Origin of the sequence: Bradyrhizobium sp. SZCCHNR1053 (genome assembly GCF_032381235.1) — a bacterium.
GTDB lineage: Bacteria > Pseudomonadota > Alphaproteobacteria > Rhizobiales > Xanthobacteraceae > Bradyrhizobium.
In genome coordinates this window covers 539,533-559,109 of sequence record NZ_JAUHJM010000001.1, presented here as the reverse complement: position 1 = coordinate 559,109, position 19,577 = coordinate 539,533, and the positions used below count along the sequence as shown (strand labels likewise).

The window sequence follows — 19,577 nt, the reverse complement described above, 5'->3', positions numbered from 1 at the left end:
AGGGTCAGCGCTTGGAAAAGTCAGTGCTTGGATACGACGGGACCGCCCCAGCGATAGTTCACGCGGACCGTCGCCATGTCGACGTCCTGGCCGACCGCATCGGTCCGGCCCGCGGCTCCGCCGGGAACGCCCGAGAAGCCGAGGGTGCGGTTGCCCATGAACAGGTGCTCGTATTCGGCTGCGACCGACCAGTTCTTGGCGAAGCCGACCTCGACGCCGGTGCCGACAGCCGCACCCCAGCGCGTGGCGCTGGACTGGTCGAGCACACCGCCAGTTGCCGTGGACAGGCCGTTGTACTTCTCACCCGCAACCGCGGCGCCGCCCTTCACGTACCAGAGCACGTTGTTCCAGGAATAGCCGATCTGGCCGGTGAGCAAGCCGATCCCATTGATCTTGGTCTGGTTGGTCACGGGCGGGACGAACTGGCTGGTGTTGCTGCCCTTGAGGTTGGCCCAGTTTCCCTGGCCTTCGACGCCGAACACCCAGCCGCCGGCCTGCCAGCGATAGCCGATCTGGCCGCCAGCCAGCGCGCCGGTCGCATCATGGCAGCCTTCCGCGTTGGTTGCGGCCACGCCGGCGAAGCTGACCTTGTTGGTCCAGCAGGTGCGGGCCGATGCGCCACCGGCATTCAGGCCGATATAGAAGCCACTCCAATCATAGATCGTCGTGATCATCGCAGGCGCTTTGGTGAAGGTGCGCGCGGGCAAGTCGGCAGCGATGGCCGGCGCAATCCCCAGCGCCAGCGAAGTTGTCGCCCCCAGCAACAGCCTTCTCATCGCATTCCCCAAACCAAGTCCGACGCCCGCACGCACACTCTCACCAACGCCCACCCGCCGGACCTTGATAGCCCCTTCCGTCGTAAAAAGCCGTCACCCAAATGACACAACGGCCCAGCAAGTACCGGTTCTGGCACACAAAAAAGGCCGGCGCGAGGCCGGCCTTTCGACACATTCGATTTGCGCGTGCAATCAGTAGCGCGACACGATCGGGCCGCTGAAGTGATAGGAGATGCCGGCCTTGACGGTGTGCACGGTGTCGCTCCACTCGGAGCGATTGGCCGGAACCGCGCTGTACTGAATCGAGCTCTTGCCGAAGTCGAGATAGTTGTATTCGACCTTGGCCGACCAGTTCGGCGCGAACATGTACTCGGCGCCGGCACCGATCGTCCAACCCCAGCGCCAGTTGTTCTGAGCGAAGCTATTCGCCGCGCCGCCATTGAGCGCTGCGTCGTAGCGGTGTTGGAGATCGCCGACGGCAGCGCCGCCGCTGACAAAGAACAGCGCCGGACCCGCAGCCCAGCCGAGGCGGCCCTTGATGTCGCCAAAGCCGCGCAGCCTGGTGAAGTAAGTATCGCCGAGACCGGCGTTGATGACGCCCGACCGGCCGTTGATGTCGGCCCAGTGATAGTCGCCCTCGAGACCGAACACGATGTTGTCGACCTGCCAGTTGTAGCCGACCACACCGCCGATGAAGCCGCCGCTGGTGTTATAGTTCTGAGTGCCGGCAAAGATCGCCGTATTGGGCGCTCCGAAGAAGGTCTCGTTGCTTCGGCCCCAGCCGCCGCCGCCCTGCAGACCGAGATAGAAACCGGCCCAGGTCGGAAGTGGCGCCGGCGCCACCACCGGGGCCTTCGTGTACGGGCGGGCGGCGAGATCGGCGGCTCCCGCCGGCGTCAGCGCCCCCAAAACCATTAAGCTGACAGCTCCGAGAAAAATTCTTTTCATCCCAAGTCTCCCGCGTTGGGCGTCTCCAAATTGGTCCCCGGAGACGCACTTCTGTGAAGTTGGTGCGACCACGCTTGCGGCCCCAATCCGTCCAGAAATATACGCTATTCAACCCTGGATACCGTCTCCCAAAAGCCACAGCCGAGGAGGAAGTGCGGCGAGCTAACTTGATGAAAGTTAATCCCTTTTCCGTGAATAAGGGAACTTTTTGCGGGTTCCATTGCGAGAAGTTGCGGTTCCATCGAGTTCCGCGGAACTCGACGCACGGTTGTAGACATATGCGCGCGAACAAAACTGGAACAATGGCCTTCCGCCTGCTATATGTGGATAAGCAATGGACAGGGCGGGTGGACCGCGCGGCAACCGTATAGGGTCCGCCGCGAGAGGAAGGGTTAGCCACCGGACGCCGTGAGGCCGGTGTGGACGGCCGGTCCGATGATCGAGAACCGCGGGAGAGTGGTGATGGCGGGTAGTGTGAACAAGGTGATTCTGGTCGGCAATCTTGGCAAGGACCCCGAGATCCGGCGTACGCAGGATGGGCGGCCGATCGCCAATCTGAGCATTGCGACGTCGGAAACGTGGCGCGACAAGGCGACCGGCGAGCGCAAGGAAAAGACCGAGTGGCACCGGGTGGTGATCTTCAACGAGGGCCTTTGCAAGGTCGCCGAGCAGTATCTGAAGAAGGGCGCCAAGGTTTACATCGAGGGCGCGCTGCAGACCCGCAAATGGACCGACCAGAGCGGTGTCGAGAAGTACTCGACCGAGGTCGTTCTGCAGGGCTTCAACTCGACCTTGACGATGCTCGATGGCCGGGGCGGCGGCGGTGGCGGCAGCTTCTCCGATGACATGGGTGGCGGCGATTTCGGCAGCAGCGGTCCGTCGATGGCGCCGCCGCGCCGCGCGGTCGCTTCGGCCGGCGGTGGCGGACGCAACAGCGACATGGACGACGACATTCCGTTCTGAGGCGCATGGGCGGCGGCACGACGTTCAGACCGCTGCCATCTGACCACGGGGGTGTTGCATGAGCTTCGCACCGCTGCTCGCCGCCGAACCCGCCGTCCTGCTGCACGCCGTCGCCGCGATGACGGCGTTTGCGCTGGGACTCGTCCAGTTCGCGGCCCCGAAGGGGACCTTGCTGCATCGAACGATCGGCTGGATCTGGGGCGCGCTGATGGCGGCCGTCGCGGTCAGCTCGTTCTGGATCCACACCATCCGGCTGGTCGGGCCATGGAGCCCGATCCACCTGCTGTCGCTCTACACGTTGGCCGTGCTGCCGCTTGCGGTGTGGGCTGCGCACCGCCATCGGGTGGCGGCCCATCGCCGGGCCATGATCACGCTGTTTTCCGGTGCCCTCGTGATTGCCGGACTGTTCACGCTGCTGCCCGGACGGATCATGCACAAGGTGGTCTTCGGGCCCTAGCCAGAGACGGTTCCCGAGCAAGCCTCGCGGAGCCGTGTCATGTGGTTAAGTCCCTGGAAAGGCGAGCAGAAAAAGCGCGGCCCACCTCGGTTTGGGGGTGGCCTGCGGCGCGCTCCTGCGCTATATGATTCCAAGCGATTTTCGCGTGTCAAAACCGACCGGTATCCCCTTTGTCCGATAAAGAAGATGAGAAGCCCGGCGATCCGGGCGGACCTTCCGACATTCGTCCCGTTTCCATCCTCGACGAGATGAAACGCTCCTACCTCGATTACGCGATGAGCGTGATCGTGTCGCGAGCGCTGCCCGATGCGCGCGACGGCCTCAAGCCCGTGCACCGGCGCATCCTGTATTCGATGTACGAGCAGGGGCACACGCCCGACAAGAAATACGTCAAGTCCGCGCGCGTGGTCGGCGACGTCATCGGTAAATATCATCCGCATGGCGACCAGTCGATCTACGACGCCATGGTGCGCATGGCGCAGGACTTCTCGATGCGCGTGCCGCTGATCGACGGCCAGGGCAATTTCGGCTCCGTCGACGGCGATCCGCCGGCCGCCTATCGATACACCGAAGCCAAGCTCGCCAAGTCGGCAATTCCGCTGCTCGACGACATCGACAAGGACACTGTCGATTTCCAGCCGAACTACGACAATTCGGACAAGGAACCGTCGGTTCTTCCGGCCAAATATCCGAACCTGCTGGTCAATGGCGCCGGCGGCATCGCGGTCGGCATGGCCACCAACATCCCGCCGCACAATCTCGGCGAGGTGATCGATGCCTGCATCGCGCTGATCGACAATCCCGCGCTCACGATCGATGACCTCATCAACATCATTCCGGGGCCGGATTTCCCGACCGGCGGCATCATACTTGGCCGCGCGGGCGCCCGCTCGGCCTATCATCTGGGCCGCGGCTCGATCATGATGCGCGGCAAGGTGACGATCGACACGATCCGCAAGGATCGCGAGGCGATCATCATCTCCGAGATCCCCTACCAGGTGAACAAGGCCACGATGGTCGAGCGCATCGCCGAGCTGGTGCGCGAGAAGAAGATCGAAGGCGTCGCCGACCTGCGCGACGAAAGCGACCGCGACGGCTACCGCGTCGTCGTCGAGCTGAAGCGCGACGCCGTGCCGGACGTCGTGCTCAACCAGCTCTACAAGTTCACGCCGCTGCAGACGAGCTTTGCCGCCAATATGCTGGCGCTCGACGGCGGCCGCCCGCAGACGATGACGTTGAAGGACCTGCTGACGATCTTCGTCGCGTTCCGCGAGCGTGTCGTCACGCGCAGGACCAAGTTCCTGCTCAACAAGGCGCGCGACCGCGCTCATATCCTGGTCGGCCTTGCCGTGGCCGTGGCCAATATCGACGAGGTCATCAGGGTCATCAGGACCTCGCCAGATCCTGCGACGGCGCGCGAGGCGTTGATGTCGCGCGACTGGCCGGCGCGCGACGTCGAGGCCATCATCACGCTGATCGACGATCCGCGCCATCGCCTGGCCGAGGACGGCACCATCCGGTTGTCGTTCGAGCAGGCCAAGGCCATTCTCGACCTGCGTCTGCAGCGCCTGACCGCGCTCGGCCGCGAGGAGATTTCCGACGAGCTCGACAAGCTCAAGGTCGAGATCAACGACTATCTCGACATCCTGCGCTCGCGGGCGCGGGTTCAGGGCATCATCAAGGACGAGCTCGCCGCCGTTAAGGCGGAGTTCGGCACGCCGCGCCGCACCGTGATCGCCGAGCAGGAAGGCGAGGTCGAGGACGAGGACCTGATCCAGCGCGAGGACATGGTCGTGACCGTGTCGCATGCCGGCTACACCAAGCGCGTGCCGCTGTCGGCCTATCGGGCGCAGCGTCGCGGCGGCAAGGGCCGCTCGGGCATGCAGACCCGCGAGGAGGATTTCGTCAGCCGGCTGTTCGTGGCCTCCACGCACACGCCGGTGCTGTTCTTCTCGTCGCGCGGCCAGGTCTACAAGGAGAAGGTCTGGCGGCTGCCGATCGCGGCGCCCAACGGGCGCGGCAAGGCGCTGATCAACATCCTGCCGCTGGAGCAGGGCGAGCGCATCACCACGATCATGCCGCTGCCGGAGGATGAATCCTCCTGGGCCAATCTCGACGTGATGTTCGCCACCACCGGCGGCAACGTCCGCCGCAACAAGCTGTCGGATTTCGTCGACGTGCGCCGCTCCGGCATCATCGCGATGAAGCTCGACGAGGGCGAGGAGATCGTCAACGTGCAGATCTGCACCGAGCGTGACGACGTGCTGCTCACGGCGTCGGGCGGGCAGTGCATCCGATTCCCCGTCACCGACGTGCGCGTCTTCACCGGGCGGACCTCGATGGGCGTGCGCGGCATCGCGCTCGCCGGCGGTGACAAGGTGATCTCGCTGTCGATCCTGCGCCATGTCGAGACGACCTCGGACGAGCGTACGGCCTATTTGAAGATGCGCCGGGCGATGTCGGGCGATGCTGCCACCGAGGAGCCGGTCGAGACCGAGGGCGAGGAGGCGGCCGCTGGCGCGATCCAGCTGTCGCAGGAACGCTACGTCGAGATGTCCGCGCAGGAGCAGGTGGTGCTGACCGTCTCGGTCAACGGCTACGGCAAGCGCACCTCGTCCTACGAGTACCGCACCACCGGCCGCGGCGGCAAAGGCATCGTCGCGATGTCCGTCAACAACCGCAACGGCAAGCTCGTCGCCTCATTCCCGGTCGAGGATGGCGATCAGATCATGCTGGTGACGGACAAGGGGCAGTTGATCCGTTGCCCGGTCGACGGCATCCGCATCGCGGGACGCTCGACCCAGGGCGTCATCGTGTTCGACACCGCCGATGATGAGCACGTCGTTTCGGTGGAGCATATCGGCGAGGAGACCGAGAACGGCACCGGTGGGAACGGGACTGAAGGTGCGAATGGCGAGTGAGTTGCGAATGGCGAATAGGAAGTAGCGAATAGAGGAGGAATCAAGTCTTCCCGCTATTCGCTATTCGCTATTCGCTATTCGCTATTCGCCCTTACTGTGTCCGCTCGACGGAGACCATCCTGGCCTCGCGGATCGTTCCCCTGGTGCCGGCGCTGCGCAGGCAGCCCGCTTCGAAGTTCGGCCAAGCCTGCTGCGAGCAGTCGCGGCCGATCGGGCGAATGTCCAGGCGGTCCGCCTTGGCGAGCGGACGCGGCACGCTGGCTTCAACCTGAGGAGCGAAGCCGGGCAGGACGGTGATGCCGGCAGCCACCAAGCCGGCAGCTGCGACTGCAGATAGCGCTTTGATCATGACGGTCCCCTGTCCGGGCCGTTCGGCCCGTTGTTCGTTAAGGATTTGATAATCAGCTCGGGTTTCGAGACGTCTTCGCGGGACGGGCGAATTGGTTTCGTCTCGGCCCGGCGTGTTTCATGTCCCAAGTTCCGATGAAACAATCGCGGTAGCCGACCACAGTTCCGGCCCCCCGGCGTCGCACCTCATTTCATTGCGGTGCAGTCTCGGCCACTCTTTGCCCATCACAGCCACGCCAGCGGGCCTGGCGGTGGCTTGCCGGCCTGTTCCCGGCGGTATAGGACGGGCGCATGCAACGCATTGCGCTCTATCCGGGCTCGTTCGATCCCGTCACCAACGGCCATCTCGATGTGGTCCGGCAGGCCGTTCATCTCTGCGATCGCCTGATCGTTGCGGTCGGCGTGCATCATGGCAAGAAGCCGCTGTTCTCGACCGAGGAGCGGCTGGCGATGGCGCATGAGATCTTCGGCCCCGTCGCAGCCGCTGCGGGCTGCGGCTTCGAGGCTTCGACCTACGACAATCTGACCGTCACGGCCGCGGAAAAAGCCGGCGCGATCATGATGATCCGGGGCCTGCGCGACGGCACCGATTTCGACTACGAGATGCAGTTGGCCGGCATGAACCAGACCATGGCACCGCAGGTCCAGACGGTGTTCGTTCCAGCCTCGGTGAGTGTCCGCCCGATCGCCGCCACGCTGGTTCGCCAGATCGCCGCCATGGGCGGCGAGATCTCGCATTTCGTGCCGCCGTCGGTGGCCGAAAGTCTCAAGGCCAAGTTCAACTGATCCTTCAGGCACCGGCCGCTTCCGGCGGTGCCTTCCTCTCCTCATCGTCTCATGCCATCGGAGTTGCCATGATCCGCGCTCTCGCTTTCGTCTTTGCTCTCGTGTTCGCATTGCCGGCGTTGGCCCAGTCGCTGCCTGCCGGCCTCGACAAGCAGAATGCCCTGGTCATCGACACCACCAAGGGCCGCATCATCATCAAGCTGCGCACCGATCTGGCGCCGCAGCATGCCGAGCGGCTGAAGACGCTGGCGCGCGAAGGCTTCTACAACAACGTGCCGTTCCACCGCGTCATGGACGGCTTCATGGCGCAGACCGGCGACGGCCAGAACTTCAATGGCACCGGCGGCTCGAAGTACCCGAACCTGAAGCAGGAGTTTTCGAGCACGCCGTTCAAGCGCGGCACCGTCGGCATGGCGCGCCGGGGCGATAGCGTCGATTCTGCCAACTCGCAGTTCTTCATCTGCTTCGGCGACGCCTCCTTCCTCAACGGCCAATACACCGTGATCGGCGAGGTCGTGCAGGGCATGGACGTCGTCGACAAGCTCAAGAAGGCGCCTCCGGGCTCGTCGGGCGGCGCCGTGACCGATCCCGACAAAATGGTCAAGGTGCAGGTCGCCTCGGACATCAAGTAGGTCCGAGAAAGCAGGGCACCTGGGTCTCGCGCCCGGTTCCCTCAGGCATTAAGGAACCTTTTGCCACGTCGCGGAGGCATGCCGATTCTGCCGCCCCGTCACATCGACAGGGCCGGTGGCTTCAGCTTTAAGCGCATTGGGTCTATTCTCGACCAGCATCGCGGGCCTCGTCGTGCTCGGATCGCCGTCAGGAGGGGTGACGGCCGCACATGGGAAGGCGCCGCGACATTTCAGACCCAGGATTTACTTTGTCCTGACCCCCGTCAATTCCACAAAAACCGAGAGACCAGCATGGCTGTGACCGAAAATACCTTGATCCTCGAAACCACCCAGGGCCCCGTCACCATCGAGATGCGTCCCGATCTCGCGCCCGGCCATGTCGCGCGCATCAAGGAGCTCGTCCGCGAGGGCTTCTACGACGGCATCGTCTTCCACCGCGTCATCGACGGCTTCATGGCGCAGACCGGCTGCCCGCAGGGCAGCGGCATGGGCGGCTCCGGCAAGAAGCTGAAGGCCGAGTTCAACGCCGAGCCGCATGTGCGCGGCACCGCCTCGATGGCGCGTGCGGCCAATCCGGATTCAGGCGACAGCCAGTTCTTCATCTGCTTCGACGACGCCCGCTTCCTGGACAAGCAGTACACGGTCTGGGGCAAGGTCACCGAGGGCATGGAGAACGTCGACAAGATCAAGCGCGGCGAACCGGTGCAGAACCCGGACAAGATCGTGAAGGCCTACATGGCCGCCGACGCTGCGTAGACTTTGCGATCCTCACGGTGAGGCGCGTGCGCAGCACGCGTCTCGCACCATGAGGCGGACAGTCGGGCCTTCATCCTTCGCGACGCGTGCTGTCGCACGCTCCCCGGAATGAAGGGCCGATGGTCGTCCCAGAACGACGATGCGCACCGACCTGTTCGATTTCCATCTTCCCCCCGAAAACATCGCGCTCCGCCCGGCGAGCCCGCGCGAGTCCGCGCGCATGCTGGTGGTGCAGGGCGACGGTGTCTTACGCGACCGCACGGTCGCCGACCTGCCGGACTGGCTGGAGCCCGGTGATCAGCTCGTCGTCAACGACACCAAGGTGATCGCGGCGCAGCTGTCCGGTCGCCGCATCAGCCGCGAGACCGAAGCGAAGATCGAGGCGACCCTGATCAAGCGGCTCGACGGCTCGCGCTGGCAGGCGCTGGTGCGGCCCGCCAAGAAGCTCGCGCCAGGCGATACGATCCGGTTCGGCAACGAGGGCAAGGTCTGCCTGCTCGGCCATCTCGACGCCACCGTCGAGGCCAAGGGCGCCGACGGCGAGCTGACGCTGTCCTTTGTGTTCCATGGGCCCGCGCTCGACCAAGCGATCGCCGATCTCGGCCGGCCGCCGCTGCCGCCCTACATCGCCGGCAAGCGGCCCGCAGACGAGCAGGACGCGACAGATTATCAGACCATGTTCGCGGCCAAAGAGGGCGCGGTGGCTGCGCCGACGGCTGGGCTGCATTTCACGCCGGCGCTGGAGCAGCGGCTGCGCGACCGCGGCGTCGGGCTGCAGCGCGTGACCCTGCATGTCGGGGCCGGCACTTTCCTGCCGGTCAAGGTCGAGGATACCGAGGGCCACCGCATGCATGCGGAGTGGGGCAGTCTCACGCCGGACACGGCGGCCGCATTGAACGAGGCGCGCGCCAAGGGCGGCCGCATCGTCGCGGTCGGCACGACGTCGTTGCGGCTCGTGGAGAGCGCGGCGCAGCCCGACGGCACGATCGCGCCGTTCGAGGCGGAGACGTCGATCTTCATCACGCCCGGCTATCGCTTCCGCGCGGTCGATATCCTGATGACCAACTTCCATCTGCCACGCTCGACGCTCTTCATGTTGGTCTCGGCCTTCGCCGGCTTGGAGACGATGCACGCGGCCTATGCGCATGCGATCCGCAGCGGCTATCGCTTCTATTCGTATGGCGATGCGTGCCTGTTGTTTCGTCAGCCAGACGAGCGCATCGTCGAGCCGTAGGGTGGGCAAAAGGCCCACCCTGCAAGTTCGCTCTGAGAGCTACGCCATCGCGCGCTCCGGCAAGAGCTCCGCGATCTGCACCGCATTGAGCGCGGCGCCCTTGAGCAGCTGATCGGCGGCCACGAACATCGCGATCGAGTGGCCTGACGGATCGGACAGATCCTTCCTGATGCGCCCGACCAGCACGTCGTCCTGTCCCGACGCGTCGACAGGCATGGGGAAGTGGTTCTTGGCGCGGTCGTCGACGACGCGCACACCCGGCGCGGTGGCGAGGATGCGGCGGACCTCGTCTTCCGTGATCGGCTTCTCGCATTCGAAGGTGATCGACTCGCAATGGGCGCGCAGCACCGGTACGCGGACGCAGGTGACGCCGATCGCAATGCCCTCGTCCTCGAAGATCTTGCGGGTCTCGTTGATGACCTTGGTCTCCTCGTCGTTGTAGCCGGTCTCGGGATCGATGGCGGTGTTGTGGCTGAACAGGTTGAAGGCGAACGGATGCGGCATCACCTTGGGCGCGTAGACCTGGCCGTTGAGGCTCGCGCGGGTCGACTGCACCAGCTCGTCCATCGCCGCCGCACCGGCGCCGCTGGCGGCCTGATAGGTCGAGATGATCACGCGCTTGATGCGGTTCTTCTGATGGATCGGCCACAGCGGCACCAGCGCCGTGATGGCCGCGCAGTTCGGATTGGCGATGATGCCCTTGTGGTCGCGGATTCGGCGGGCGTTGATCTCGGGGATGACCAGCGGCACGTTCGGGTCCATGCGGAAGGCCGAGGAATTGTCGACCACGACGGCGCCGGAGCGCACGGCGATCGGCGCGAACTTCTTGGAAATGCCGCTGCCGGCCGAGAACAGCGCGATGTCGACGCCCTCGAAGGAGCGTTCGGTCAGCTCCTCGATCACGATGGTCTGGCCGCGGAAGCTCACGGTCTGGCCGGCCGAGCGGGCGCTCGCCAGCGCCTTGAGCTTGCCGACGCGGACGTTGCGGCGGTCCAGGGTGGCGATGAACTCGGCGCCGACGGCGCCGGTCACGCCGACGATGGCAATGGTGGGATCGTGGGGCACGTCTCAGGTCTCCGGTTGAAATTCGGGCAATAAAAAAGCCCCGGACCTTTATCAGGCGGGGCTTCGGTTCGAAGATGGTCGCAATCGAGTTCGACTACGCGCGCACGCCTCCCGAGGCCCTCGTGGGCTTGGTGGTTTTCGTCGTGCGTTTGGTCGAGGTCGACATGGCGCAGGACCATAGGGGCGGTCGGAACCGCCGTCAACGGCCGAAAGGGGCGAAAACGGCGCCATCGCGGTTGAATCGGGAGCCGTCCTGACGCAATAAGCCGGCCATGAGCTCTCCCGCTGGCGACCTTCCCAACCACTTCGAATTGCTCGCGACCTCCGGCGCGGCCCGCACGGGCCGGCTGACGACGCCGCATGGCGTGGTCCGCACGCCGGCCTTCATGCCTGTCGGCACCGCCGGCGCCATGAAGGGGATCCACTGGCGTGACGTGCGCGAGGCAGGTGCCGACATCGTGCTCGGCAACACCTATCATCTGATGCTGCGGCCCACGGCCGAGCGCATCGCCGCCCTCGGCGGCCTGCAGCGCTTCACCGGCTGGGGCGGTCCGATGCTGACGGATTCCGGCGGCTTCCAGGTGATGTCGCTATCGGGCTTACGCAAGGTCACGGAGCAGGCGGTGACGTTCCGCTCGCACATCGACGGCGCTAGAATCGAGCTGTCGCCGGAGCGCGCCATCGAGGTGCAGCGCCTGCTCAACTCCGACATCGCGATGCAGCTCGACGAATGCGTGCGGCTGCCGGCCGAGCGCGACGACATCGAGCGCGCGATGCGGCTGTCGCTGCGCTGGGCCGAACGCTGCCGCCGCGCCTTCGAGAGTGCGCCGGCAGGCTACATGCTGTTCGGCATCGTGCAGGGCGGCGACGTGCCCGCGCTACGCGTCGCCAGCGCGCAGGCGCTGGTCGACATCGGCTTCCACGGCTATGCGATCGGCGGCTTGGCCGTCGGCGAGCCGCAGGCGGTCATGCTCGAGATGATCGAGGCGACCGCGCCGGCACTGCCGGCCGACCGTCCACGCTACCTGATGGGCGTCGGCACGCCTGACGATCTCCTGGAGTCGGTCAGGCGCGGCATCGACATGTTCGACTGCGTGCTGCCGACCCGCAACGGCCGCCACGGCGTCGCCTACACACGCTTCGGGCCAGTGAACCTGCGCAACGCGCGTCACGCCGACGACCCGCGTCCGCTGGATGAAGAGAGCCCGTGGCCGGCGGCGCGCAGCTATGCCCGCGCCTATCTGCATCATCTCATCAAGGCCGGCGAGGCGCTCGGCGCGACGCTGCTGTCGGAAATCAACATTGCCTATTTCCAGCAATTGATGGCTGGGATGCGCGAGGCGATCGCACAGGGGCGCTTCACGGAATTCTACGAGCGCACCAAGGCGGATTGGGCCCGCGGCGACATCGCCCCGCGCGCCGGCTGACGGCCGCGTCAGGTGAAGGCCGTCAGCTTGTTGTGAGCCCGCCCCTATGCGCCGGCCCACATGAAATCGTGCTGGTGATGCATTGCCGACCTGCCCGGTGGCCGACCGTTGTGCGATCCGTAGCGACGGACGGCCGTGATATCGCGTCGCGGAACTCTCTCGCCCTGGCGCCGTTCAGTTGCAGACGAAACGGCTTTTCACGGAGTGCTTGGTGACGAAGCCATAGCCGCAGGTGTCGCAGGTCCAGAGATAGCTGATGGCATCGTCGGCCAAGTATGCCGACGCCTCCGCGGCAATCATGGAGTCGGCGCAGACCGGGCATGTCGGCAGATCGCAGCCGCGGGGATTCGGGCGGGCGGTTGCGGTCGACACGAGATCAGCGAGTGCTGACATATTGACCTCCTGTACGATCTCTTTGTGGGCGATCTCTGCTTGAACGACGTCAATTTCGAAAGGGTCGATTTCGAACGAGTCGCGTTCGAACGGGTCTATTTCCGACGAGTCCAACTTTTCGCGGATATCAAGTCCGTCACACAAAGAGTTTGTCTGGGTGGTCTGTTCTTATGTCTGTTCTACAACGGCGGTGTCGTTTGGCACGAACGCCCCGATTGTATCACTCCGAAGATGACATCTTGCTGATGTCCGCCCGGGTTGCCGTCGACCTGCATCATGAATTTTCGTCCGGCTGAAGTCAAACATACACCCGGTTTATTGACCTTGTCGCAACACAAATGCGTTGGTTTTTCGCAATTTAGCCACGACTTGTTGTGCGCCGCGATCGTCTTAAGATCGCGCAAACGTGCTTGCGCAGCGCAACAGGCTCGCTGAAGATGGTCAGAAGCGTTGTCGATGTCGCGCGGGGCGCGCAGAGGAGTGATTTCATGGAGTCGTCAGCACAGCGTCCCGGACGCGGGCGCGTATTTGATTCAATTGTCGACGCATTCGGCAATACGCCGATTGTGCGGTTGCGAAAGCTGCCGGAGCAGCATGGCGTCAAGGCGACCATCCTCGCCAAGCTGGAATACTTCAATCCCGCCGCGAGCGTGAAGGATCGGATCGGCGTCGGCATGATCCTGGCGATGGAGCAGGCCGGCGTGATCAAGCCCGACACCGTGCTGATCGAGCCGACCTCGGGCAATACCGGCATCGCGCTGGCCTTCGTCGCGGCGGCGCGGGGCTACAAGCTGAAGCTGGTGATGCCGGAGTCGATGTCGGTGGAGCGGCGCAAGATGCTCGCCTTCCTCGGCGCCGAGATCGTGCTCACGCCGGCGTCGCAGGGGATGAAGGGCGCCATCGCCACTGCCGAGGAGCTGTTGCGGACGACGCCGAACTCGGTGATGCCGCAGCAGTTCAAGAACCTCGCCAATCCGGACATTCATCGTCGCACCACGGCCGAGGAGATCTGGAACGACACGGCCGGCAATATCGATGTCTTCGTCGCTGGCGTCGGCACCGGCGGCACCATCACCGGCGTCGGCCAGGTGCTGAAGTCGCGCAAGCCCGGCCTCAAGGTCGTCGCGGTCGAGCCGGAGGAGAGCCCGGTGCTGTCTGGCGGCCAGCACTCGCCGCACAAGATCCAGGGCATCGGTGCCGGCTTCGTGCCCGACATTCTCGACCGGTCCGTGATCGACGAGATCGTCAAGATCAACAGCACGACCGCGATCGAGACATCGCGTGCGCTGGCCCGCAACGAGGGCATTCCCGGCGGTATCTCCTCGGGCGCGGCGATTGCGGCCGCGATCGAGATCGGCAAGCGACCGGAAAGCGCGGGCAAGACGATCCTGGCGATCGTGCCGTCGTTCTCCGAGCGTTATCTGTCCACCGCGCTGTTCGAGGGGATCTGATCATGGCCGACCAGCCGCGGCGGCCCCGCACCCTCGCTGACGCCCGTACCGAGGCCGAGGCCGCGTTCAAGAAGGTGACCACCAAGCCGGTGGAGGCGCCGCCGAAGAAGGCGGCGGTCCCTGGCGTGCGCGAGCAGGTGACGTTGCGGATCGACCAGGACGTGCTCGAGCACTTTCAGTCTGAAGGGCCGGGCTGGCAGGACCGCATCAACGCGGCGCTGCGCAAGGCGGCAGGGCTCTGAGGGTGGCCGCATTATTCTAACGAAAGAGCCCGGAGCTCGTGCTCCGGGCTTTTGACGTGGGGGAGACGACGACGTTTACCGGCGCAGCGCGCTGCCGAGCACACCGCCCATCATGCCACCGATGAAGGCGGCGCCGGCGGCGTTGCCCGCGTTGTCCTGCGGCGGCGGATTGCGATAGACCGGAGCCCCCTGCGGCGGCGGGCCGCCCGCAGCGACATTGCCGGCCGGCTTGGCGCGGCGCGGCTTGGCCTCGTCACCGACTGCGGCGGTGGCCGGCGCCGGCTGCGGCTCGGCCAGCAGCGCCTTGTGCTGCAGCTTGGTCAGGAATCCGGTCGACGGATAGCCGCGGGCCGCCTGCCAGCGCTTCATGACGCCGCGGGTCTGGTCGTCGAACACGCCTGTCATCTTGGTGTCGAAGCCAAGGCCGGTCAGCCGCCGCTGCACGTCGCGGCGCTTGGTCTTGTCGAGGCCGATCTGATCCTCGCTGACCTGGCTGCCTTCCTCGGTGTAGGTGGCGGGGTCGACGCCCTTGGCGACATTGCGCGTCGCGGTGTTGATGGCGCCGCTCTCGATCGCGGCGATGCGCGCCATCGCCAGCGACTTGAACTGCCCGTTCGGGTAGGTCGCGAGATAGGCGTTGAGCTCTTCTGGCTTGTTGGAATCCTTCACCGAGCGCCAGAATTCGAGCTCGGCCTCGCCCGCGGTCACGGTGGCCGTCGCGACGGCCGGCGTCGTCCCGGCCGTGGCCGCCGTTGCAGCAGGGGCAGCCGCCGGATTGAGGTAGACCGCGCCGATCAGGTTGGTGTGCCCCCAGGGCAACTGGCCCTTGCTGGTCTCCTCATTGACCTGGGCGCGCACCGCCGTCATGGCCTGTTGGATCTCGATGCCGGGCTGGGCGATGTGCGAGATCAGCGCGCGGGTGAACGGGCTGTTGGCGCCGGCCTCGCCGTCGAGGGCTGTCTGGCCCGGGCCGGTGGCGAAGGCGATCAGCGTGCCCTCGCCGGACTTCATCTCGGCAAGGCCGGTCTGCACCGACACGCTGCGCGTTGGCGAGTTCGACTTGATCTTGGCGGCGAACGGATTGTCGCGGCAGGCATCGAGGAAGACGAGCTTGACCTTGGCGTCGCCCATCGTCTGGTCGAGGGTCACGTCGATGTTGATGGCCGAGCCCAGCTTGACGTCCATTTCCGACTTCAGGTCGGCGTCGACCGGCAGCAGGTAGTTGGTGCCGGCAATGGCGATGCCGTGCCCGGCGTAATAGAACACCGCAATATCGGCGCCCTGCGCCTTGCGACCGAAATCGAGCAGCTTCTCGGTCATCTTGTCGCGCGTGAGATTGGTGCCCTCGACGACGTCGAAGCCGACGTTGCGCAGGGTTGCCGCCATGGCCTTGGCATCGACCGGCGGGTTCGGCAATTGAGCCACGCTCTTATAGGCACCGTTTCCGACGACAAAGGCGACGCGGCGGTCGGCCTTGGCGGCTTCAGCGGTCAGCACCATGCAGAGCAGGGACAGAGCGACGGTGAGATAGCGCATCAGGAGATCCCCCAACGATCAAGCGAAGCGTTCACTGCAGCATTTGTCGCGGATCGGCGCGAAAAGTCTTGTTCCCGAGCAAAAAATCACGCTTCCGCCACAAACCAGTTCGCGGGTGTTGCGCCAGATCCACGACGGTCGCGTGTAGCGCGCCCGTTTCGTGATCCGAATCACGTCGCTCGAGGGGAGGCAGGGGCTCCCCGGCGCCTCAGGTTCCTGCCGAACCGCCGATCGGCACGGGCCGAGGTTGCGGCGGACGCAGGTTCAGCAAGTTGCCGGCGAGAATCAACCCAGCGCCGAGCACGGTCAATCCGTCGAGACGCTCCGCATAGACCAGCCAGCCGACGGTGGCGGTCAGCGGAACGCGGAGAAAATCCATGGGTACCACGATGGTGGCGTCGGCATAGAGCAGCGCGCGCGCCATGCAGAAATGCGAGAAGGTCCCACAGAAGGCGACGAGGAGGATCCAGCCACAGGTCGTGGCCGATGGTGGCATCCAGAATACGAGCGAGGGGATGAGACCGGCGATGGATTGCACCACCAGCATCCAGAAGATGATCGACACGGTGGGCTCGGTGCGCGTCAGCAGCTTGACCAGAGCGATCGAGATGCCGAAGCCGACCGCGGCGGCCAGCGCGATGAGCTGTCCCGAATTGACCGCCCCGGTATCCGGGCGGACGATCACGACGACGCCGACGAGGCCGAGCCCGATCGCCGCCAGCTTGAACAGGGTGATGCGCTCGCCGAGGAAGGCTGCCGCCAGCAGCGCCGTCCAGATCGGCATCGTGAACTCGATCGCCACCACCTGGCCGATCGGGATCAAGGTGAGCGCGAAGAACCAGCCGAGCTGCGCGCCGTAATGGACGAGGTTGCGCGCCGCGTGCTGCTTGAGCCGCGAGGTGCGCAGCCTGGCAAAGCCGCCGCTCAGTGCGATGACCGGCGACAGCATCACCAGGCCGATCAGGCAGCGCAGCTCCATCAGCTCGAACACGTTGAGCTCGCGCATGGCTTCGCGTCCGGCCACCGCCATCACCAGCATCAGGCTGAGCCAGCCCGTCATCCACAATGCGGCGATCAGTTTCGAAGCGGGACGATGCATGAGGTGGTGGAGACAGGGAGGAGGGCGGCGAAGGCGCGCTGTATCACCTCGCGTGCAGGGCAATGCAAATGAAATCAACGGTGCAGTGCATCAACGCCGCTACAGGCTTTGCTCGCGACGGACGCGTGTCATCGAGAAAAACGTGGAGTGTGGCTGTGTTTCGTCCTAAAGCGACCGCCGCGAAACAGCCCGTAAAACAGCCCAAGGCAGCCAGAGACAAGACATGACCGAACGCGCCGCTTCAGCCGACTTCGTGACCGCCTTTGCCACTGGCTGGCCGGAGCGGGAGCCTCATCTCATGGTGCTGTCGCTGACCACCCATAAAGGTGTGCAGGACTTTGCCATGACGCGGGAGCAGGCGCTGCTGGTCGCCAAGACCATCAAGCGCACCGCCGCGCAGCTGGCTCCGGCGCCATCCGCAGGTGCGGTCCCCGGCGCCAAGCGCAGCGGCTGATCGGGATCACCGCGACATTGAAATGTTGGCTGCGCGGAACTGGCTGTCGGCCCGGATTGATACCGACTGCCTGTTGCCGCGGGTGGCGAGCGCGATGTTGGCATTGAAGCCGGCGGTGGTTGCAACCAGCTGGAAGTTGCCGCCGCCGCCGCGTCCCTGCAGCACGCCACTGATGCCGCGGCTGGACTCACTCCAGGTTCCAGAGATGGCGGAGCCCTCGGCGATCACCTCGGCCTGCAGAGCGAACTTGTAGGCATCGCTGGCGCAGGTCAGGACGAGCGTCATCCGCGGTCCCGAGACGCCATAACGGGCCCGGCACCGGATGCGCTCGGTTGAGCCGTCCTCGAGGGCAACCGTGCCGCTGCCGCCCCATGTTCCGGCCAAGGCGGTGAAGGGACCGGGATCGGCGCGCCCCGGCGAAGCGGTCACACCCGCCGTCAAAACGACGGCGGCGGCCGCGAGCCGCCGCACCATCTTCAGGAGCGCGTGCTGCGCGCCGTTACAGGCGCGAAGCCTGCCAGCGGCCGCTGCAGGGGATACCTGCCGAGGCGCCGTTCCACTTGCCCGAGCCAGAATTGCCGTTGAGCTGCCCATTCGCATATGCGCCATTGATGGAGACCTTGACGAGGCCTTCGCGTCCAATTGAACCCGACACATTGGCGCCAGCCGCAGAAATCTTACCGTCTGCGACGATCAAGGTCGAGCTGGCTGTGGGCTCGCAGGTGCCACTGTTGGTCACGATCGTCACCTGCCACTGGCCGTCATAGGGCGACTGGGCGAATGCGGGGGCGGCCGAGATAGCCACCAGGATCGACGCGGCGAAAGCCATTCCAATGCGGTCGAGACGCATGAATCGTTGTCCCTCAATGTCGTTTGATCAGGACCTTATTTGGAAGAATTGTGACGAAAATTTGCCGCACCGCCGCAACGGAATTTTATCTAGCAATTTCAGATCATTAACGATTAATGCGGAACTCCGCCTTGAACCATTCGGGCGGCATTATGGGCAAACTGCGCCTTCGCGCACCACACGAGCGGACCAGCGTCACAGCCCTGCAGTGGCAGGTGATGCTGCCGTCGCAGGGCACAGCGCGCCGGCTGGAGCGACGACGCAATTGTCGGGGCGATGCGATCGGATGCTCAGTGCGGGGTGAGGCTGGGCGCGTTGGTCGCGAACTGCTCGTCCTGCGGCTTGGCCGGAATCGTGCCGGTCACCTTGGCCGATTCGATGACATCGCCGAGCAGCTTGAGGCCGAGCGGCGCCAGCGCGCGCTCCCACAGCTCGCGGGCGGTCTCGCCCTTCTTGACGAAGCACCAATCCTGAGCGGCGATGGCGCCCGCATCCATGCGGTCCGCGAGGTGATAGATGGTGCCGCCGGCGATCGGATCGCCTTCATTGATGGTCCACTCCACCGCAGCGATGCCCCGGTGACGCGGCAGCAGCGACGGATGGTAGCCGATGCCGCCGAGCCGGGCGGCTGCGACCGCCTCATGGGTGACGCGGGCGTGGCTATGCGCCGTGACGATCAGGTCCGTGTCGGGGGCGATCTCGCCCGCCGGCACGACCTTCGGATTGGCCTGGACTACGACCTCGATCCCGGCCGCCCGCGCCGCGGCTGCGAGCCGGTCCTCGCCATCATGAACGACGACCCGCGCGATCTCGATTCCTCTCTCGCGCAGCATGTTCAGTGTGGCGACACCGAAATGGCGGGAGCCGACGAGAGTGATGCGCATGGTCAGGGATCTTCCACGGTTGGGGGCTGGATCCGGTCGGACTCTGACCGGATGAAACGGGTCAAACCAAGCCTTGGCCTCCAGGTCAAGCGCCTGCTGTGCCGCCGTCACAGGCTGGCTTCGTCCGACCGGCCGCGGCGTTGGGGGACCCAAACGGGAACGGGAAAGCCGCTCCGAGCCAGAGTTGGGGCAGGGCCCTTCGCGCCTATCGGCGCGCCGATTGCCATGGCCGCCATCAAGATGCAGGCCGAGATGACCGTGGCGGATGACACGCCCTCTTTGGTGCCGGCTGCAGCTTCAGATGGACCGGGAGTCAGGATAGGTACCGGCAGCTCGCCGAAAGGTTGTGTCAAGG

General features: G+C 65.2%; 21 protein-coding genes. 11 read left to right on the top strand and 10 right to left on the bottom strand.

The annotated features are described in order from the left end of the window. Positions 1 to 20: 20 nt before the first annotated feature. On the bottom strand, positions 21 to 776 hold the full coding sequence (locus QX051_RS02620) for an outer membrane protein (RefSeq protein ID WP_315774929.1): 756 nt from the start codon (positions 774 to 776) through the stop codon (positions 21 to 23). Positions 777 to 968: 192 nt separating this feature from the next. Beyond that, positions 969 to 1,724 carry an outer membrane protein gene (locus QX051_RS02615; protein ID WP_315774928.1) on the bottom strand — a complete coding sequence of 252 codons (756 nt, stop codon included), beginning with the start codon at positions 1,722 to 1,724 and terminating at the stop codon, positions 969 to 971. A gap of 462 nt (positions 1,725 to 2,186) precedes the next feature. Here QX051_RS02615 and QX051_RS02610 point away from each other — a divergent pair, with 462 nt between their 5' ends. The 3 genes from QX051_RS02610 (at position 2,187) to gyrA (ending at position 6,065) form a co-directional block, all read left to right on the top strand. Continuing rightward, positions 2,187 to 2,687 (top strand): single-stranded DNA-binding protein, encoded by a 501-nt coding sequence (locus QX051_RS02610; RefSeq protein WP_315738108.1) that lies wholly within the window; start codon positions 2,187 to 2,189, stop codon positions 2,685 to 2,687. A gap of 58 nt (positions 2,688 to 2,745) precedes the next feature. Next, the gene (locus QX051_RS02605) at positions 2,746 to 3,144 is read left to right on the top strand and encodes a DUF2306 domain-containing protein (protein WP_315774927.1); all 399 of its coding nucleotides are present in this window, start codon (positions 2,746 to 2,748) and stop codon (positions 3,142 to 3,144) included. A gap of 170 nt (positions 3,145 to 3,314) precedes the next feature. Then, positions 3,315 to 6,065, top strand: a complete 2,751-nt coding sequence (gene gyrA, locus QX051_RS02600; protein WP_315774926.1) for a DNA gyrase subunit A — start codon at positions 3,315 to 3,317, stop codon at positions 6,063 to 6,065. A 91-nt stretch (positions 6,066 to 6,156) separates the two neighbouring features. Here gyrA and QX051_RS02595 read toward each other — a convergent pair whose 3' ends face one another. After that, positions 6,157 to 6,414, bottom strand: coding sequence for a hypothetical protein (locus QX051_RS02595; protein ID WP_315738105.1), 258 nt, complete (start codon positions 6,412 to 6,414; stop codon positions 6,157 to 6,159). 290 nt (positions 6,415 to 6,704) lie between these two features. Between QX051_RS02595 and coaD the strand changes: the two genes are divergently transcribed. From coaD to queA, 4 genes are all read left to right on the top strand, one after another. Next, complete coding sequence (coaD, locus tag QX051_RS02590) at positions 6,705 to 7,199, top strand: pantetheine-phosphate adenylyltransferase (protein ID WP_315738104.1); 495 nt, start codon at positions 6,705 to 6,707, stop codon at positions 7,197 to 7,199. Positions 7,200 to 7,267: 68 nt separating this feature from the next. Further along, complete coding sequence (locus QX051_RS02585; RefSeq protein ID WP_315711771.1) at positions 7,268 to 7,831, top strand: peptidylprolyl isomerase; 564 nt, start codon at positions 7,268 to 7,270, stop codon at positions 7,829 to 7,831. A gap of 291 nt (positions 7,832 to 8,122) precedes the next feature. Next, positions 8,123 to 8,587: a peptidylprolyl isomerase gene (locus QX051_RS02580; RefSeq protein ID WP_315770783.1), complete on the top strand. Its 465-nt coding sequence runs from the start codon at positions 8,123 to 8,125 to the stop codon at positions 8,585 to 8,587. A 139-nt stretch (positions 8,588 to 8,726) separates the two neighbouring features. After that, complete coding sequence (gene queA / locus QX051_RS02575; protein ID WP_315774924.1) at positions 8,727 to 9,821, top strand: tRNA preQ1(34) S-adenosylmethionine ribosyltransferase-isomerase QueA; 1,095 nt, start codon at positions 8,727 to 8,729, stop codon at positions 9,819 to 9,821. Between the two features lie 39 nt (positions 9,822 to 9,860). On the opposite strand, the gene QX051_RS02570 is transcribed toward queA, so the two are convergent. Next, complete coding sequence (locus QX051_RS02570; RefSeq protein WP_315774923.1) at positions 9,861 to 10,886, bottom strand: aspartate-semialdehyde dehydrogenase; 1,026 nt, start codon at positions 10,884 to 10,886, stop codon at positions 9,861 to 9,863. Positions 10,887 to 11,158: 272 nt separating this feature from the next. On the opposite strand from QX051_RS02570, the gene tgt reads away from it, so the two are divergent. Further along, positions 11,159 to 12,313, top strand: coding sequence for a tRNA guanosine(34) transglycosylase Tgt (gene tgt / locus QX051_RS02565; RefSeq protein WP_315774922.1), 1,155 nt, complete (start codon positions 11,159 to 11,161; stop codon positions 12,311 to 12,313). 174 nt (positions 12,314 to 12,487) lie between these two features. On the opposite strand, the gene QX051_RS02560 is transcribed toward tgt, so the two are convergent. Further along, complete coding sequence (locus QX051_RS02560; RefSeq protein ID WP_315775303.1) at positions 12,488 to 12,706, bottom strand: hypothetical protein; 219 nt, start codon at positions 12,704 to 12,706, stop codon at positions 12,488 to 12,490. A 488-nt stretch (positions 12,707 to 13,194) separates the two neighbouring features. Between QX051_RS02560 and cysK the strand changes: the two genes are divergently transcribed. Both cysK and QX051_RS02550 read left to right on the top strand, forming a co-directional pair. Continuing rightward, positions 13,195 to 14,157 carry a cysteine synthase A gene (gene cysK, locus QX051_RS02555; protein ID WP_315738099.1) on the top strand — a complete coding sequence of 321 codons (963 nt, stop codon included), beginning with the start codon at positions 13,195 to 13,197 and terminating at the stop codon, positions 14,155 to 14,157. A gap of 2 nt (positions 14,158 to 14,159) precedes the next feature. Beyond that, on the top strand, positions 14,160 to 14,399 hold the full coding sequence (locus QX051_RS02550) for a BrnA antitoxin family protein (protein ID WP_315711784.1): 240 nt from the start codon (positions 14,160 to 14,162) through the stop codon (positions 14,397 to 14,399). A gap of 75 nt (positions 14,400 to 14,474) precedes the next feature. On the opposite strand, the gene QX051_RS02545 is transcribed toward QX051_RS02550, so the two are convergent. Together QX051_RS02545 and QX051_RS02540 are read right to left on the bottom strand one after the other, a co-directional pair. Beyond that, positions 14,475 to 15,935 (bottom strand): caspase family protein, encoded by a 1,461-nt coding sequence (locus QX051_RS02545; protein ID WP_315738098.1) that lies wholly within the window; start codon positions 15,933 to 15,935, stop codon positions 14,475 to 14,477. A 208-nt stretch (positions 15,936 to 16,143) separates the two neighbouring features. Then, complete coding sequence (locus tag QX051_RS02540) at positions 16,144 to 17,034, bottom strand: DMT family transporter (RefSeq protein WP_315774921.1); 891 nt, start codon at positions 17,032 to 17,034, stop codon at positions 16,144 to 16,146. A gap of 223 nt (positions 17,035 to 17,257) precedes the next feature. Here QX051_RS02540 and QX051_RS02535 point away from each other — a divergent pair, with 223 nt between their 5' ends. Continuing rightward, the gene (locus QX051_RS02535) at positions 17,258 to 17,488 is read left to right on the top strand and encodes a hypothetical protein (RefSeq protein ID WP_315738096.1); all 231 of its coding nucleotides are present in this window, start codon (positions 17,258 to 17,260) and stop codon (positions 17,486 to 17,488) included. Between the two features lie 6 nt (positions 17,489 to 17,494). On the opposite strand, the gene QX051_RS02530 is transcribed toward QX051_RS02535, so the two are convergent. The 3 genes from QX051_RS02530 to QX051_RS02520 form a co-directional block, all read right to left on the bottom strand. Further along, positions 17,495 to 17,962, bottom strand: a complete 468-nt coding sequence (locus tag QX051_RS02530) for a hypothetical protein (RefSeq protein WP_315738095.1) — start codon at positions 17,960 to 17,962, stop codon at positions 17,495 to 17,497. A gap of 25 nt (positions 17,963 to 17,987) precedes the next feature. Then, on the bottom strand, positions 17,988 to 18,338 hold the full coding sequence (locus QX051_RS02525; RefSeq protein ID WP_315774919.1) for a hypothetical protein: 351 nt from the start codon (positions 18,336 to 18,338) through the stop codon (positions 17,988 to 17,990). Between the two features lie 290 nt (positions 18,339 to 18,628). Beyond that, positions 18,629 to 19,222, bottom strand: coding sequence for a formyltransferase family protein (locus QX051_RS02520; RefSeq protein ID WP_315738093.1), 594 nt, complete (start codon positions 19,220 to 19,222; stop codon positions 18,629 to 18,631). Positions 19,223 to 19,577 lie beyond the last annotated feature (355 nt).

Excerpts from the sequence above, each read along its gene's own strand:
- QX051_RS02620 (WP_315774929.1), bottom strand. The coding sequence starts at position 776 with ATGAGAAGGCTGTTGCTGGGGGCGACAACTTCGCTGGCGCTGGGGATT.
- QX051_RS02615 (WP_315774928.1), bottom strand. The coding sequence starts at position 1,724 with ATGAAAAGAATTTTTCTCGGAGCTGTCAGCTTAATGGTTTTGGGGGCG.
- QX051_RS02610 (WP_315738108.1), top strand. The coding sequence starts at position 2,187 with ATGGCGGGTAGTGTGAACAAGGTGATTCTGGTCGGCAATCTTGGCAAG.
- QX051_RS02605 (WP_315774927.1), top strand. The coding sequence starts at position 2,746 with ATGAGCTTCGCACCGCTGCTCGCCGCCGAACCCGCCGTCCTGCTGCAC.
- QX051_RS02595 (WP_315738105.1), bottom strand. The coding sequence starts at position 6,414 with ATGATCAAAGCGCTATCTGCAGTCGCAGCTGCCGGCTTGGTGGCTGCC.
- coaD (WP_315738104.1), top strand. The coding sequence starts at position 6,705 with ATGCAACGCATTGCGCTCTATCCGGGCTCGTTCGATCCCGTCACCAAC.
- QX051_RS02585 (WP_315711771.1), top strand. The coding sequence starts at position 7,268 with ATGATCCGCGCTCTCGCTTTCGTCTTTGCTCTCGTGTTCGCATTGCCG.
- QX051_RS02580 (WP_315770783.1), top strand. The coding sequence starts at position 8,123 with ATGGCTGTGACCGAAAATACCTTGATCCTCGAAACCACCCAGGGCCCC.
- queA (WP_315774924.1), top strand. The coding sequence starts at position 8,727 with ATGCGCACCGACCTGTTCGATTTCCATCTTCCCCCCGAAAACATCGCG.
- tgt (WP_315774922.1), top strand. The coding sequence starts at position 11,159 with ATGAGCTCTCCCGCTGGCGACCTTCCCAACCACTTCGAATTGCTCGCG.
- QX051_RS02560 (WP_315775303.1), bottom strand. The coding sequence starts at position 12,706 with ATGTCAGCACTCGCTGATCTCGTGTCGACCGCAACCGCCCGCCCGAAT.
- cysK (WP_315738099.1), top strand. The coding sequence starts at position 13,195 with ATGGAGTCGTCAGCACAGCGTCCCGGACGCGGGCGCGTATTTGATTCA.
- QX051_RS02550 (WP_315711784.1), top strand. The coding sequence starts at position 14,160 with ATGGCCGACCAGCCGCGGCGGCCCCGCACCCTCGCTGACGCCCGTACC.
- QX051_RS02545 (WP_315738098.1), bottom strand. The coding sequence starts at position 15,935 with ATGCGCTATCTCACCGTCGCTCTGTCCCTGCTCTGCATGGTGCTGACC.
- QX051_RS02540 (WP_315774921.1), bottom strand. The coding sequence starts at position 17,034 with ATGCATCGTCCCGCTTCGAAACTGATCGCCGCATTGTGGATGACGGGC.
- QX051_RS02535 (WP_315738096.1), top strand. The coding sequence starts at position 17,258 with ATGACCGAACGCGCCGCTTCAGCCGACTTCGTGACCGCCTTTGCCACT.
- QX051_RS02530 (WP_315738095.1), bottom strand. The coding sequence starts at position 17,962 with ATGGTGCGGCGGCTCGCGGCCGCCGCCGTCGTTTTGACGGCGGGTGTG.
- QX051_RS02525 (WP_315774919.1), bottom strand. The coding sequence starts at position 18,338 with ATGCGTCTCGACCGCATTGGAATGGCTTTCGCCGCGTCGATCCTGGTG.
- QX051_RS02520 (WP_315738093.1), bottom strand. The coding sequence starts at position 19,222 with ATGCGCATCACTCTCGTCGGCTCCCGCCATTTCGGTGTCGCCACACTG.